The sequence below is a fragment of the Sphaerisporangium rhizosphaerae genome, from assembly GCF_042665155.1.
Taxonomy (GTDB): Bacteria; Actinomycetota; Actinomycetes; order Streptosporangiales; family Streptosporangiaceae; genus Sphaerisporangium; species Sphaerisporangium rhizosphaerae.
Genome location: NZ_JBHTCG010000050.1, coordinates 1 through 14,761 on the forward strand (window position 1 = coordinate 1; position 14,761 = coordinate 14,761).

General features: G+C 71.5%; 15 protein-coding genes. 14 read left to right on the plus strand and 1 reads right to left on the minus strand.

Features of this window, described 5'->3' with window-relative positions:
• Positions 1-170: 170 nt before the first annotated feature.
• Positions 171-1,100, minus strand: coding sequence for a peptidylprolyl isomerase (locus ACFQSB_RS37945; RefSeq protein WP_380832015.1), 930 nt, complete (start codon positions 1,098-1,100; stop codon positions 171-173).
• Positions 1,101-1,392: 292 nt separating this feature from the next.
• Here ACFQSB_RS37945 and ACFQSB_RS37950 point away from each other — a divergent pair, with 292 nt between their 5' ends.
• The 14 genes from ACFQSB_RS37950 to ACFQSB_RS38015 all read left to right on the plus strand — a co-directional run bounded on the left by ACFQSB_RS37950 (position 1,393) and on the right by ACFQSB_RS38015 (position 14,610).
• Entirely contained in the window at positions 1,393-1,854 is a 462-nt protein-coding gene (locus tag ACFQSB_RS37950) for a DUF2231 domain-containing protein (RefSeq protein WP_354847872.1), read from the plus strand.
• Between the two features lie 54 nt (positions 1,855-1,908).
• On the plus strand, positions 1,909-3,225 hold the full coding sequence (locus ACFQSB_RS37955; protein ID WP_354847875.1) for a replication-associated recombination protein A: 1,317 nt from the start codon (positions 1,909-1,911) through the stop codon (positions 3,223-3,225).
• Between the two features lie 232 nt (positions 3,226-3,457).
• Complete coding sequence (locus tag ACFQSB_RS37960) at positions 3,458-3,850, plus strand: DUF948 domain-containing protein (protein ID WP_354847877.1); 393 nt, start codon at positions 3,458-3,460, stop codon at positions 3,848-3,850.
• On the plus strand, positions 3,847-4,101 hold the full coding sequence (locus ACFQSB_RS37965; RefSeq protein ID WP_354847880.1) for a hypothetical protein: 255 nt from the start codon (positions 3,847-3,849) through the stop codon (positions 4,099-4,101). The genes ACFQSB_RS37960 and ACFQSB_RS37965 overlap by 4 nt, the downstream gene beginning before the upstream one ends.
• 1 nt (position 4,102) lies before the next feature.
• A complete protein-coding gene (gene alaS, locus ACFQSB_RS37970; protein WP_380832017.1) occupies positions 4,103-6,775 on the plus strand; it encodes an alanine--tRNA ligase in 2,673 nt (890 codons plus the stop codon).
• A gap of 28 nt (positions 6,776-6,803) precedes the next feature.
• Positions 6,804-7,301: a Holliday junction resolvase RuvX gene (ruvX, locus tag ACFQSB_RS37975; RefSeq protein WP_380832019.1), complete on the plus strand. Its 498-nt coding sequence runs from the start codon at positions 6,804-6,806 to the stop codon at positions 7,299-7,301.
• A gap of 59 nt (positions 7,302-7,360) precedes the next feature.
• Positions 7,361-8,587, plus strand: a complete 1,227-nt coding sequence (gene mltG, locus ACFQSB_RS37980; protein WP_380832020.1) for an endolytic transglycosylase MltG — start codon at positions 7,361-7,363, stop codon at positions 8,585-8,587.
• A gap of 157 nt (positions 8,588-8,744) precedes the next feature.
• On the plus strand, positions 8,745-9,908 hold the full coding sequence (gene mltG, locus ACFQSB_RS37985) for an endolytic transglycosylase MltG (RefSeq protein WP_380832022.1): 1,164 nt from the start codon (positions 8,745-8,747) through the stop codon (positions 9,906-9,908).
• On the plus strand, positions 9,908-10,738 hold the full coding sequence (locus ACFQSB_RS37990; RefSeq protein ID WP_380832024.1) for a shikimate dehydrogenase: 831 nt from the start codon (positions 9,908-9,910) through the stop codon (positions 10,736-10,738). Before mltG (ACFQSB_RS37985) ends, ACFQSB_RS37990 begins: the two co-directional genes overlap by 1 nt.
• Before the next feature lie 292 nt (positions 10,739-11,030).
• Positions 11,031-11,714, plus strand: a complete 684-nt coding sequence (gene infC / locus ACFQSB_RS37995; protein ID WP_459117359.1) for a translation initiation factor IF-3 — start codon at positions 11,031-11,033, stop codon at positions 11,712-11,714.
• A 137-nt stretch (positions 11,715-11,851) separates the two neighbouring features.
• Entirely contained in the window at positions 11,852-12,046 is a 195-nt protein-coding gene (gene rpmI, locus ACFQSB_RS38000; protein WP_189163794.1) for a 50S ribosomal protein L35, read from the plus strand.
• A gap of 24 nt (positions 12,047-12,070) precedes the next feature.
• On the plus strand, positions 12,071-12,454 hold the full coding sequence (gene rplT, locus ACFQSB_RS38005; protein ID WP_354847900.1) for a 50S ribosomal protein L20: 384 nt from the start codon (positions 12,071-12,073) through the stop codon (positions 12,452-12,454).
• Between the two features lie 127 nt (positions 12,455-12,581).
• On the plus strand, positions 12,582-13,385 hold the full coding sequence (locus tag ACFQSB_RS38010) for a TrmH family RNA methyltransferase (protein ID WP_380832026.1): 804 nt from the start codon (positions 12,582-12,584) through the stop codon (positions 13,383-13,385).
• Positions 13,386-13,527: 142 nt separating this feature from the next.
• Positions 13,528-14,610: a sensor histidine kinase gene (locus ACFQSB_RS38015; protein ID WP_354847906.1), complete on the plus strand. Its 1,083-nt coding sequence runs from the start codon at positions 13,528-13,530 to the stop codon at positions 14,608-14,610.
• The last annotated feature ends 151 nt before the right edge of the window (positions 14,611-14,761 follow it).

Genomic DNA, 14,761 nt, shown 5'->3' on the forward strand with positions numbered 1-14,761 from the left:
CGAGCCGAAAGTATTCCTCCCGCTCAGCCCGGAGCTTCCTCGGCCCCTGCGCCTTGCGCACCTTGCGGATCTCAAAGTCCATCGCATCCCCTGAAGTGGGGTGTTGCAACGAACCCTAGAACCCAAGCGTGGCGCGCCGGGGCTCCGCTGTGCTGACAGGTGCCCGCCGGCTAGCGGGTGATCCGCAGGTCCTTGATGATCACCGGGAGCTTGGGGGCGTTGGAGCCCTCGCCCCGCACGTCGGCGAGGGGGTCGCCGTTGAAGGGGATGATGCCGCCCTTGGCGATCTTGTCGATGACGTCCATGCCCTTGGTGACGACCCCGAACGGGGTGAACGCGGCGCCCGAGGAGGTCAGCTGGGTGTTCTCGTCCGAGAAGGAGATGAAGAACTGGCTGCCGTTGGAGTTGGCGTCCTCCGAGGCCTGCGCCATCGCCACCGTGGCCCTGCCGAGCGGGATGCCGCCGAGGTTCTCGTCGGCGAACAGGTAGCCGGGGCCGCCGGTGCCGTCGGTGGAGTGCTTGGCGTCGCCCTTGGCCAGCGGGTCGCCGCACTGCAGCATGCCGAGGCCCACGGTCTCCGGTGTCGCCAGGCGGTGGCAGCGCGTGTTGTCGAAGAAGTTCTTCTTCGCGAGGAACTCGAAGGAGTTCACGGTGCACGGCGTCTGCGCGGTGGCGAGCTGGATGACGATCGTCCCCTGGTTGGTGGTGATCACCATGTTCTTGCCCCGCGTGTCGGGCTTGGCCGGCGGCATGCCCACCTTCTTCGCCGGGGCTCCGGTGTCGTCCTTGCGGTATTCGCAGGTCACGCCGGCGGGCTTGGCGTCCGTGGTGGGAAGCGCGGCCGGGACGGAGGCCCCAGGCGACGCGGAGGCCGAGGCGGAGGCGGAGGCCGAGTCGGCGGGCGCGGCCGCGTCGGGCGCCTTGGAGTCGTCGTTCCCCATGAGTGTCACGGCGGCGATGACGCCGCCGGCCACGAGCACCACCCCCAGGAGGGCGCCGATGACCGTGTTCCGCCTGGAGTTGCCGGTGTCCTTGCTGCGCTGTTCCTGCCGCTCGCGGTGCTCCCGTGCCAGCTGGGTCTGGCGATCCACGTCGGTCACGGTATGCCTTCCATTTGCCGATAGATGACTTGATGTGCTCGGGAATCGTACCGGCCTTTACGTCGAGCCCGTATAAAACGCCCAGTTCGCATCGCCTGGTCGATCGTCCTTTGCCGGGCGGTCCAGCCTGGTTGCCGCGAGGAAAGTTGCCGCGCGGAACTTCTTATGGCGACTTGACGCCGGTTCCGGGATCATGGGGAGGCGGTGGAGGGGGACCGCGCCGCCGGCCCGGCCGGAACCACGCGCCGGCCGGATCCGTATATGGGGACGAACCACTGACAGGAGCCATGTGATGTTCGACCAGATTCTCGGACTGCCCGCCCACCCCCTCATCATCCATACCGCCGTGATCTTCATCCCGCTGCTCGCCGTGGGGGCGGTGGTGTACGGCGTCGTGCCCCGCGTGCGGCCCTCCATCGGCTGGGCCGTCGTCCTGCTCGCGATCGCCGCGCCGGCCGTCACCTTCGCGGCCAAGGAGAGCGGCGAGGCCTTCCTGAGCACCATGTTCGCGGGCGGTTCGCCGAGCGGGCCGCTGGCCGCGCGCATCGAGGAGCACGAGAGCTACGCCAACCCGCTGCTGTTCAGCACGCTCGGGCTGGGCGTCTCCTCGCTGCTGCTGGTCTACTCCTCCCGCAGACTGGGCAGGATGACCACCGCCGTACTGGTCGTGGTCACCGTGCTGCTCGCCGCCGCCGCCGGCTTCTACGTCCTGCGGGCCGGCCACACCGGGGCGACGGCGGTCTGGGCGCACTGAGGGCCGGCGCCGGCGCGGCCGTAGGCCCTCCCGCGCCGGCGGTAATGTCGACGCGTGGAGAGTTTGTTCGACTCGGCGGCTGAGGAGGCCCACAAGGGCCAGGAGCCGCTCGCGGTGCGCATGCGGCCGCGCGGCCTCGACGAGGTGGTCGGCCAGCGCCACCTGCTGGGCCAGGGCACCCCGCTGCGCCGTCTGGTCGAGAGCGAGGCCCCCATGTCGCTGTTCCTGTGGGGGCCGCCCGGCACCGGCAAGACCACCCTCGCCTACGTCGTCGCCGGGGTCACCAAGCGGCGCTTCGTCGAGGTCTCGGCCGTCTCGGCCGGGGTCAAGGACGTCAGGGCGGCCATCGACCAGGCCAAGCGCGAGCTCGGCATGACCGGCCGCCAGACGGTGCTGTTCGTCGACGAGGTGCACCGCTTCAACAAGGCCCAGCAGGACGCCCTGCTGCCCGCCGTGGAGAACCGCTGGGTCACCTTCATCGGCGCCACCACCGAGAACCCCTTCTTCTCGGTCATCTCGCCGCTGCTGTCGCGTTCGCTGCTGCTGACGCTGGAGTCGCTGACCGAGGACGACGTGCGCGCCGTCCTCGGCCGCGCCCTGACCGACCCCAGGGGCCTGGCGGGCGCGGTGACCCTGGCCCCCGAGGCCATGGACCACCTGGTGCGCCTGGCCGGGGGAGACGCCCGCCGCTCGCTCACCTACCTGGAGGCGGCCGCTCTGCTCGTCCCCGAGGGCGAGATCACCGTCGAGACCGTCGAGAAGGCCGTGGACAAGGCCGCCGTGCGCTACGACCGGCAGGGCGACCAGCACTACGACGTCATCAGCGCCTTCATCAAGAGCATGCGCGGCTCGGACGCCGACGCCGCCCTGCACTACCTGGCTCGCATGATCGAGGCGGGGGAGGACCCGCGTTTCCTGGCCCGCCGCATCATGATCTTCGCCTCCGAGGACGTCGGCATGGCCGACCCGACCTGCCTGCAGGTCGCGGTGGCCGCCGCCCAGGCCGTGCAGATGATCGGCCTGCCCGAGGGCCGCCTCAACCTGGCCCAGGCGGTGGTCCACTGCGCGCTGGCCCCCAAGTCCAACGCCGTCACCAGGGCGATCGGCGCCGCCTCCGACGACGTGCGCAGGGGGCTGATCGGCCAGGTGCCCGGCCACCTGCGCGACGCCCACTACCCGGGCGCGGCCAAGCTCGGCCACGGCAAGGGCTACAAGTACCCGCACGACTTCGAGCACGGCCTGGTCCGGCAGGACTACGCGCCGGAGGAGGTCCGCGACCGGCGCTACTACGAGCCCACCCGCCACGGCGCCGAAGGGCACTTCGCCGACCGATGGGCAAAGATCCGCGAGTTCCTGCGCGGCGCCGGGTGAGCGTCCCGCCGGCCGCCTCCGGAGATCGCCGGAGATCCCGGTGGACGCGTGGCGAGCCCACTGCGCCGGGACCGTGCGACCCGCCGCTCCGCCGGGGCGGGGCGGGCCTCCCGCCGTCCACAGACTGGCGCGCTCAGCGCGGGCGCCACGCCCGGGCGCGATAGGGTCTCCCCATTCCATCGCCCCAGCCGGGTCGAACATCCGTAGGTCACCTACGAGGGGACGCATCGACATGCTTACCGCGGGAGAGGTCGCAGGCCTCATCGTCGCACTGTTCTGGGCGATATTGGTGTGCTTCATGGCCGTGGTGCTGGTGCGGCTGGCCCGGCTGCTCACCGAGACCGCCAAGATGGTCGCCGACCTGAGCGAGCGGGTCATCCCCCTGCTGGACGAGGTCAGCGTCACGGTCTCCGAGACCAACCGCCAGCTGGTCGCCGTCGAGGCCATAGCGGTCGACATGAAGCAGGTCAGCGGCAACATGGTCAAGGTCACCGGCGTCGCCTCGACGCTGCTGGCCAGGCCGCTCATCAAGGTCGCCGCGCTGCTGCACGGCCTGCGCGCCGCGTTCACCGGCCGCCGCGGGGGCGCCGCGTTCCAGGCGGGCGACAGGCGGTGGCGCGCGTGATCCGCCGGCTGTTCTACATGGCCCTGGGCGCGTACATCGCGGTCTGGGTGATGCGTAAGCTGCAAGCGTTGAAGCCCGACCACGTCGCGCGCCGCACGGCCGACCGCGCCATGGGCCTCGCCGAGGAGGCGCGCCTTCTCGCCGGCGACGTCCGGCGCCTGGCGGCCGGCAGGGAAACCGAGTTGCGAGCGCGCTTCGGCATCGACAGTGTTGAACAAACCCACGTAAACGACGTAAAGGATGGCCGCTGAGATGGAGTCGGCAGAGATCGCCCGCCGCTTCCTGCGCTTCTTCGAGGAGCGCGGTCACACTGTCGTGCCCTCGGCCAGCCTTGTCGCCGAGGACCCGACGCTGCTGCTGGTCAACGCGGGCATGGTGCCCTTCAAGCCCTACTTCCTGGGCCAGAAGAAGCCGCCGTTCCCGAGGGCGGCCAGCGCCCAGAAGGTCGTGCGCACGCTCGACATCGACGAGGTGGGCAAGACCACCCGGCACGCCAGCTTCTTCCAGATGCTCGGCAACTTCTCCTTCGGCGACTACTTCAAGGACCAGGCCCTGCCGTACGCCTGGGAGCTGCTGACCAGGCCCGAGTCCGAGGGCGGCTTCGGCTTCCCCGAGGAGCGCCTCTGGGTCACCGTCTACCACGACGACGACGAGGCCTTCGACATCTGGCACAACAAGGTCGGCATCCCCGCCGAGCGCATCCAGCGCCGCGGCCTGGCCGACAACTACTGGCACATGGGCGTGCCCGGCCCCGGCGGCCCCTGCTCCGAGATCTACTACGACCGCGGCCCCGACTACGGCAAGGAAGGCGGCCCGGTCGCGGACGAGAACCGCTACCTGGAGGTCTGGAACAACGTCTTCATGCAGTTCCAGCTCAGCGCGGTCCGCAGCAAGGTCGACTTCGACGTTTCGGGCGAGCTGCCCGCCAAGAGCGTCGACACCGGCATGGGCCTCGAGCGCATGGCGGCCATCCTGCAGGGCGTCGACAACATCTACGAGATCGACACCACCTACAAGATCCTCGACCGGGCGGCCGAGCTCACCAAGTCCCGCTACGGGCGCAACGCGCGCGCCGACGTCTCGCTGCGCGTCATCGCCGACCACCTGCGGGCCGGCGTCATGCTCGTGGGCGACGGCGTGCTGCCCTCCAACGAGGGCCGCGGCTACGTTTTGCGCCGCATGCTGCGCCGCGCCATCCGCAACCTGCGCCTGCTCGGCGCGGGCGAAGAGCGCTACATGCACGAGCTCACCGCCACCACCATCGAGGCGATGGGCCAGCAGTACCCCGAGCTCAAGGCCGACGCCGCCCACCTCCACACGGTGATCGACGCCGAGGAGGTCTCCTTCCTCGGCACCCTGCGCACCGGCACCGCGATCTTCGACGCGGCGGTCGAGGAGACCAAGCGCAAGGGCACCGCGACGCTCGCGGGCAGCCAGGCGTTCCAACTGCACGACACCTACGGCTTCCCCATCGACCTGACGCTGGAGATGGCCTCCGAGCAGGGCCTGCAGGTCGACGAGGAGGGCTTCCGCCGCCTCATGGACGAGCAGCGCCACCGCGCCAAGGCCGACTCCGCGGCCAAGAAGACCGGCAACGCCGACATCTCCGTGCTGGGCGAGATGCTCGACCGCGCGGGCAAGGTCGACTTCCTCGGCTACGACCTGACCACCGCCGAGGCCACCGTCATCGGCCTGCTCGTCGACGGCGCCTCGGTGCAGGCGGCGGGCGCGGGCACCACGGTCGAGGTCGTCCTCGACCGCACCCCGTTCTACGCCGAGGGCGGCGGCCAGCTGTCCGACCAGGGCGCGATCGGCACCGGCGGCGCGCACGTCGACATCGTGGACGTCCAGTCGCCCTTCGCCGGCCTGGTCGTGCACCGCGGCAAGGTCCGCGACGGCGAGATCCGCGTGGGCGACCAGGCGCACGCCGAGATCGACATCGAGCGGCGCCGGGCCATCTCCCGCAGCCACACCGCGACCCACCTGGTGCACCGCGGGTTCCGCAACGCGCTCGGCGAGAGCGCGGCGCAGGCCGGCTCCGAGAACTCCCCGGGGCGCTTCCGCTTCGACTTCACCGCGGCCGGCGCCGTCCCGCCGAGCGTGCTGCGCGACGTCGAGGACGAGGTCAACGCCATCCTGATCAACGACCTGAAGGTCCACGCCTACCACACCTCGCTCAACGAGGCCCGGTCGATGGGCGCACTGGCGCTGTTCGGCGAGAAGTACGGCGACGAGGTCCGCATCGTCGAGGTCGGCGACTACTCCCGCGAGCTGTGCGGCGGCACCCACGTCGCCAGCTCCGGCCAGCTCGGCCTGGTCAAGGTGCTCGGCGAGGCGTCGATCGGCGCCGGCGTGCGCCGGGTCGAGGCCCTGGTCGGCATCGACGCCTTCCGCTTCCTGGCCCGCGAGAGCGTTCTGGTGGCCCAGCTCAGCGAGCAGCTCAAGGCCCGCCGCGAAGAGCTGCCCGAGCGCGTCGAGGGCATCGTCACCCGCCTGCGCACCGCCGAGCGCGAGCTGGAGAAGCTCCGCTCGGCCCAGGTGCTCGCGGTGGCCGGCGAGCTGGCGGCCTCCGCCCGCGACATCGAGGGCGTTTCGGTCGTCACCCACCGCGCGCCTGACGGCACTTCGCCCGATGACCTGCGTAAACTCGCCCTAGACGTGCGCGGCCGGTTCCCCGGTGACCGCGCCGCGATGATCGTGATCGCTGGTGTTCCCGCCGACCGGCCGGTCGTGGTCGCCGCTGTGAACGATGCGGGGCGCGCCCGGGGGCTCAAGGCCGGGCGACTGGTCGGCGTCGCCGCCAAGGCACTTGGGGGTGGCGGTGGCGGTAAGGATGACGTCGCGCAGGGCGGTGGCGCCCGTCCGGAGGCGATCGGCGACGCGCTCGGCGCCGTCGAGCACGCGGTCCGGGAGGCCCTGTCCTGAACACCGGCGCCCGCATCGGGAGCCCGCCGTGAGGGCGGGCGTCCGGCTCGGCGTCGACGTGGGTTCCGTCCGCGTCGGGGTGGCCCGCAGCGACCCTTCGGGCCTGCTGGCCACCCCCGTGGAGACCGTGCGCCGGGGCCGGGGCGACCTCGACCGCATCGCCGCGATCGCCGGCGAGCACGAGGCCGTCGAGATCGTCGTCGGCCTGCCCACCTCGCTGTCGGGCCGCGAGAGCCACGCGGCGGCCGCGGCGCGCGAGTTCGCCGTCCGGCTGGCCGGGCGGCTGGCGCCGACCCCGGTCCGGCTCTACGACGAGCGGCTGACCACCGTGACCGCGCAGCAGGGGCTGCGCGCCAGCGGCGTGAAGGCCAAGAACCAGCGCGAGGTGGTCGACCAGGCGGCCGCCGTGGTGCTGCTGCAGGCCGCCCTGGACGCCGAGCGGGCGAGCGGCGCCCCGCCGGGCAGATCCGTCGAGCCGCCGGGGCGCCGCCCCGGCGGGGAATCGAGCGCCGGGCCCGCGCGGTGACCCGCCAGGCGGGCCCCGGCGGCCCGGGCGACCCGGACGTTTCCCCTGATGTGCCCGATGTGAAGCGGGACGATTGGAACGTTCCGCCGGGCCCGGACGAGGCCGACGGGGAACGGGACGGGCGCGAGCGGCAGGACGGGCCGCCGGACGGCCCTGACAGGCCCGACGATCCCGAGGACCCCGGCGACCTGATCGCTTTCAGCGACGAGGGCGGCGAGGACGACGAGCGGGCCCGCGCGGACCGCGGGCGCCGCGGGCTGCTCCTGCTGGTCGCCGGCGGCAGCGCCGTGGTGATCGCGGCCGGGCTGGCCGGCGCGCTCACTCTGTTCCGGCCGCTGATGAGGCCCGCCGACTTCGAGGGCAGGGGCACGGTCCCGGTCGTGGTCGAGATCGCGCCGGGCGCGAGCGCGGGGCAGATCGCCGAGGTCCTGGTGAAGGCGGAGGTGGTGGCGAGCGCACGCGCGTTCGTGCACGCCGTGGAGGAGCGCGGCCAGTCCGGCAGCCTGCGGCCGGGACGCTACCTGCTGCGCAAGCGCATGGCGGCCGCCTCCGCGCTGGATTCGCTTCTCGCGCCGCAGTCCAGGATCCGCAAGCGGGTGACGGTGCCCGAGGGGCTGCGCGCGGCCGAGGCCGTCGCCCGGCTCGCCAAGGGGTCGGGCCTGCCCGCCGCCGAGCTGTCCAAGGTGCTCGCCCGCCCCGCCGACCTCGGGCTGCCCGCCTACGCCAAGGGCGCCGCCGAGGGGTTCCTGTTCCCCGCGACCTACGACATCGAGCGCACGACGACTCCCCGCGACCTGCTGCGGTCGATGGTCCGCCGGTTCAGGCGCGCCGCCGCCCAGGTCGGGCTGGAGGCCGAGGCCGCCCGCCTGCGCCTCACGCCGCGCGAGGCGGTGGTGGTCGCCAGCATCGTGCAGGCGGAGGGGGGCAGGGAGTCCGACTATCCGAAGATCGCCAGAGTCATCTACAATCGCCTCGCGTCCGGAGCCAAGCTGGAGATGGACAGCACGGTGATGTACGGCCTGGGCAAGCACGGCATCGTGGCGTCGAACGCCGAGATCAAGCGCGACACCCCCTACAACACCTACATGCACCCCGGGCTGCCGCCCGGGCCGATCAGCAATCCCGGTGAGGCGGCGCTCAGCGCGGCACTTCGTCCGGCAAAGGGTGATTGGTACTGGTTTGTCACGGTCGACCCACAGCGTAGAATCACGAAATTCACTGACAAAGAGAGTGAGTTCGTGAAGTACCGAGAAGAGCTGCACAAACGTCTCGGGCAGCACCACTGATGCCCGGCGGTACGGCCGTCCCCTCCCGTACACGCCCGGTGACGCGGACCGGCGCGACCCCCGGCGCCGGACCGACCGGCCATACGGTAGGTCCTGCCGATTGTGAGCACTGGCTTGACGGCGGGCCGGTCCGACCGGGAGATTGGCGAACGCACCCATGAACGATCTCGACCTCGATAGCTTGCTGGGTGCCGAGGACGACGAAGGTCCCCGGCGCCGGTCTCGTGGTTCCCGATCCGCGCAAAGGCGCAGCAAGAAGCGCCAGCGGCGCCAGCGGCGCAAGGGCTTCGTCGCCTTCTTCGTCGCGATCGTCATCATCGTCGGAGTCCTCGGCGTCGGCGGCTACTACGGCTACAACTGGATCCGCGGCGTCACGATCCCCAAGGACTACACCGGCCAGGGCTCCGGCGAGGTCCTCGTGGAGATCAAGGAGGGGCAGAGCGCCACCGACATCGCCCAGACCCTGGTCGACCAGGGCGTCGTGGCGAGCGAGCGGGCGTTCATCAACGCCATCGGCGCCGCCGGCAAGAGCGCCTCCCTCCAGCCGGGCGAGTACAAGCTCCGCAAGGGCATGGCCGCGGCCAACGCCGTCCCCCTCCTGGACCCCAAGCGCCGCCTGCAGACCACCCTCACCGTGCGCGAGGGGCTGCGGCTCTCCCAGATCTTCCAGCAGCTCTCGACCGCGACCGGCAAGCCCGTGCGCGACTTCGAGAAGGCCGCCAAGGACGCCGAGGCGCTTGACCTGCCGTCCTACGCCAAGAAGCGGCTCGAGGGCTTCGCCTTCCCCGCCACCTACGAGGTCTCGCCCAAGTCGGCCCCCGAGGACCTGCTCGCCGCGATGGTCGAGCGGTACAAGAAGGCCGCCGACGACGTCGGCCTGGTGGCCGGGGCCCGGCGGGTCGGCCACACCCCGCTGGAGGTGCTGACGATCGCGAGCATCGTGCAGGCCGAGTCGGGCAGCAAGCGCGACATGCCGAAGGTCGCCCGGGTGATCTACAACCGGCTCCAGCGCACACCGCCGATGCTGCTGCAGATGGACAGCACCGTCATGTACGGCCTGAACAAGTTCGGCGTCTCGGCAACGCACGCCGATCTGAAGAGCAAGTCGCCCTACAACACCTACGCGCGCCCGGGCCTGCCGCCGGGGCCGATCACCAACCCCGGCGAAGACGCCATCAAGGCCACGCTCAAGCCGGCCGACGGGCCCTGGCTGTTCTTCGTCACCACCGACACCAAGCGCGGCATCACCAAGTTCACCGACTCCCAGGAAGAGCACGACAGGTTCGTCCAGGAGTTCAACCGCAACCAGGCGGGCGGCTGATGGAGCGCCGCGCCGCGGTCCTGGGCTCGCCGATCGCTCACTCGCTGTCGCCGTGCCTGCACCGCGCCGCCTACCGGGCGCTCGGCCTCACCGGCTGGCGGTACGACGCCATCGAGTGCGACGAGGCGGGCCTGGCCGGGCTGATGGCCACGATGGGCCCCGAATGGGCCGGGCTGTCGCTCACCATGCCGCTCAAGCGGGCGGTGCTGCCGCTGCTGGACACCGTCGCCGACCTCGCCGTGCGGGTGGGCGGGGTCAACACGGTGGTGTTCCGGGACGGCGCGCGGCACGGCGAGAACACCGACGTGCACGGCATCGTCCGCGCGCTCACCGAGGCGGGGGTCTTGGCGCCGCGCTCGGCGACCATCCTCGGCGGCGGCGCGACGGCCGGCTCCTCGCTCGCAGCCCTGCGCGAGCTGGGGCTCCGGGAGGCGACGCTGGTCGTCCGCGACCGGTCGCGGGCGGAGGAGACCGCACAGGTGGCCGACCGGCTCGGCATGGCCCTGTCGGTCCGGCGCTTCGACGAGCTGGGCGCCGCCCTCGACGCCGACCTGGCCATCTCGACTCTGCCGTCGGGCGCGGCGGACGCCTACGCCGAGGCCGTGGCGGTCGTGCCCGCCGTCTTCGACGTGGTCTACGCCCCCTGGCCCACCCGGCTCGCGCGCGCCGTCCGCGACAAGGGCGGGACGGTCGTCAGTGGCTTCGCCATGCTGCTCCACCAGGCCGTCCGCCAGGTCGAGCTGTACACCGGCCAGGCCCCGGTGCCGGTGGACCCGGTGCGCGCCGCCGGCGAGACCGAGTTGCTCAGGCGTTCGGCCCGTACACACTGAGCGTCCGCCCCCTGGTGAACGGCCGTTTCGTCGCCCTCTGCACCGGAACGCTCGCACAGGGTGACAGGGGTGTGGGACGATTCGGCGGGGGCGCGGTGTTGTGGTAATGTTGCTGCTTGATCGGTCCGGCGTGCGCGCTGGACGCGCAAGCGGAGGTCTTCCTCCCACCTGATCGGCTGCCAGGCCGGCGGGTCAAGGATCACTACCGGACTACTCCGGGGAGCTCTCGATCGATGATCTGAGAGCTTGGTGGCCCCGCATGCGCGACGTGCGGGGCTTTTCGCTTTCCGGCGTGAGGCCCCATGGCACGGTCGAGCACGAACGCGGAAATGCCAGGTACCTAGGAGGTCCCATCAGCACTGAGCCCCGCATCAACGAGCGCATTCGTGTGCCCGAGGTCCGCCTCGTGGGCCCGAACGGCGAGCAGGTCGGCATCGTCTCCATCGGAGACGCTCTGAAGCTGGCCCAGGAGTCCGATCTCGATCTGGTCGAGGTCGCGGCCACGGCTCGTCCGCCCGTGTGCAAGCTCATGGACTACGGCAAGTTCAAGTACGAGTCCGCCATGAAGGCACGCGAGGCGCGCCGTAACCAGGCGCACACGATCATCAAGGAGATCAAGCTCCGGCCGAAGATCGACCCGCATGACTACGAGACCAAGAAGGGTCACGTCGTGCGGTTCCTCAAGGCGGGGGACAAGGTCAAGGTCACCATCATGTTCCGCGGGCGTGAGCAGTCCCGCCCCGAGCTGGGCTTCCGGCTCCTGCAGCGGCTGGCGGAGGACGTGACGGAGCTCGGCTTCGTCGAGTCCCAGCCCAAGCAGGACGGCCGAAACATGATCATGGTGATCGGGCCGCACAAGAAGAAGGCCGAGGCCAAGGCCGAGAAGGCCGCCGCGCGCGCGCGGACCGACGACCCGGCGCATGACGACGTGAGCGTCGGCGCCGACATGGCGGGGGCTTCGGAACCGCAGGAGTGACGCGGCCCGCCTGACGATCCGGCGGCGAGCGTAGAGAACACCGACACCGGGTGAGGTGCCACAGCCGGCCGAACGGCCTGGCTGGGGTACCTTGACCCGGGATATCGGCACGGACGAACGAGGGAGAGACGGCTGAGATGCCGAAGATGAAGACGCACAGCGGTGCGAAGAAGCGGTTCCGCCTCAGCGGCAGCGGCAAGATCATTCGCCGGCGCGCGAACCGTGCCCACTACAACGAGTGGAAGTCGTCGACGCTGACGCGCCGTCTGAAGCCTGAGGTCGTCATGTCCGATGCCGACACCAAGAAGATCAAGAAGCTGCTCGGCAAGTAACCGAACCCCCGGGGAGATAGAACAATGGCACGCGTAAAGCGGGCGCTCAACGCCAAGAAGAAGCGCCGCGTCGTCCTCGAGCGGGCGAGTGGTTACCGGGGTCAGCGGTCGAGGCTGTACCGCAAGGCCAAGGAGCAGATGCTCCACTCCTTGACCTACGCCTACCGCGACCGCAAGGACAAGAAGGGCACCTTCCGGCGGCTGTGGATCCAGCGCATCAACGCCGCGGCGCGCGCGAACGGCATCACCTACAACCGGTTCATCCAGGGCCTGAAGGCCGCCGGTGTCGAGGTCGACCGCAAGATCCTCGCCGATCTCGCCGTCAACGACAGCCAGACCTTCGCCACGCTGGCCGAGACCGCCAGGAAGGCGCTTCCGGCCGACGTGAACGCGCCGGCCGCGAGCTGATCGCGACGCACGTCCCGGTGAACGACTCGTTCTTTCGCGGAGCGGGTCGTTCACTGTTTTCCGCGTCGTTTTCCGGGTCGTCGCGGCGGGCCATGCCGCGGCGGTCCGGGGGTTGCTAAGGGGGCACATGGCCGGGTCCGAGCTGACCAATGTCAAGTCGCCGCGGGTCAAGGCCGCCAAGCGCCTGACCAAGCGGGCGTTCAGAGACCGCGACCGGTCCTTCCTGGCCGAGGGCCCGCAGGCCGTCAGGGAGGCGCTGGCGCTGCCCGGCGTCGCGGTCGAGCTGTTCACCACCGCCGAGGCCGAGAGCAGGCACGCCGACATCGTGACCGCCGCCCGGCTGGCGGGGGTGCCGGTGCACGGCGCCAGCGGCGAGGTCATGGCCGAGCTGGCCCAGACGGTCACGCCGCAGGGGCTGCTCGCGGTCTGCCGTTTCGTGCACGTCCCGCTCGCCGAGGCCGTCACCGAGACGGCCGGGCTCGTCGCCGTGCTCGCCCACGTGCGCGACCCCGGCAACGCCGGCACCGTCCTGCGCACGGCCGACGCGGCGGGCGCGGACGCGGTGGTGTTCACCGACGCCTCGGTGGACCCCTACAACGGCAAGTGCGTCAGGGCCAGCGCCGGCAGCCTGTTCCACCTGTCGGTGGTCACCGCGGCGCCGGTGGCCCAGACCGTGCGTCATCTGAAGGACAAGGGCCTGCGGGTGCTGGCGGCCGACGGGGCGGGCGACAGGACGCTCGACGACGTGGACCTCGCCGGGCCGACGGCGTGGATCTTCGGCAACGAGGCGTGGGGGCTCCCCGAGGAGATCCTCCGCCTGGCCGACGACGTCGTCCGGGTGCCCATCTACGGGCGCGCCGAGAGCCTCAACCTGGCCACGGCGGCCGCCGTCTGTCTCTACGCCTCGGCGCGGGCACGCCGCGCCGGCTGACCCCTGCGGCCCGCCCGGAAATCCGTTACCGGACAACTCGCCATGTTTCGGGCGAGGCGTGCCGTCCCGCGCTGGCGCGGGGCTGCCGCCGGGTACGGGAAACCCGCTATTGTCGGCGCTGTAGGGGTCGAGGGAGGCGATAGTGCGCGGCGAGCAAACCCACCGGCGGGGCGCCGATGCCGCGTGCTCGATCGACGTCGACGACCTTCCCGAGGGCGTCATCGTGGCCGACGGCCGCGGCCGGGTGGTGGCCTTCAACCGGGCCGCCTGCCGCCTCACCGGCGTGGGGGGCGACGCCGTCGTCGGCAAGTACTTTCCCGACGTCCTGCCCTTCCGCGACGACGACGGCCGCGACTGGTGGAAGTGGCTGGACGCCTACGGAGGGCTGCGCATCCGCAGCCGCCAGCCCGAGTGCTCCCTGTATCTTCCCGGCGGCCACGAGCTGCTGGTCGCGGCCCGGTTCGTCCGCAGGCCCGCGCGGGGCGGCGAGGTCGAGCGCGTCGTGGTCACCCTGCGCGACGCCGCGGCGCGAGCCCGCCTCGAGCGCAGCCGGGCCGACCTGGTCTCCACCGTCGCCCACGAGCTGCGCTCCCCGCTGACCAGCGTCAAGGGGTTCACCGCCACGCTGCTGGCCAAGTGGAGCCGCTTCACCGACGACCAGAAGCGCGTGATGCTCGAGACCGTCAACGCCGACGCCGACCGGGTCACGCGGCTGATCACCGAGCTGCTCGACGTCTCGCGCATCGAGTCCGGCCGGTTGCAGATCCACCGCCAGGTGGTCGACGTCCCGGCCCGGGCCCGCAAGATCATCGCCGGCCGGGTCGCCGCGGGCGAGCCGGAGGACCGCTTCCGCCTGGAAACGCGCGGCGAGCTCCCCGAGATGTGGCTCGACCAGGACAAGATCGACCAGATCCTCGGCAACTTGCTGGAAAACGCGGTGCGCCACGGGCGAGGTACGGTGACGATAGTGGTGGAGCCCGTCGAGTGGGGAGTAGCCGTGTCCGTGCGTGACCAGGGTGAGGGTGTGGCACCCGAGCTGGCCTCGCGCGTCTTCCGGCAGTTCTGGCGCGGCAACGGGCGCCGCCGCGGCGGCACGGGCCTCGGCCTGTTCATCGTCAAGGGCCTGGTGGAGGCCCACGGCGGCACGATCACCGTGCAGCGGGCGCCCGGCGGGGGCGCCGAGTTCCGATTTACCATGCCCGCCGGCACCCCCGACTTCGCCTGAGGCGTCGGGACGGGCCGGTGGGCGACACCACGCCGGCATCCGCCGGCTCGGCCGCGTCGCGTCCGGCGCCCGACCGCGGCAGCGGTCGGGGGGTCCGGCCGCGGTCAGGAGGCTGTGAGCGCCGCCCCGTTCGCGCATGATCGTGGTGGTC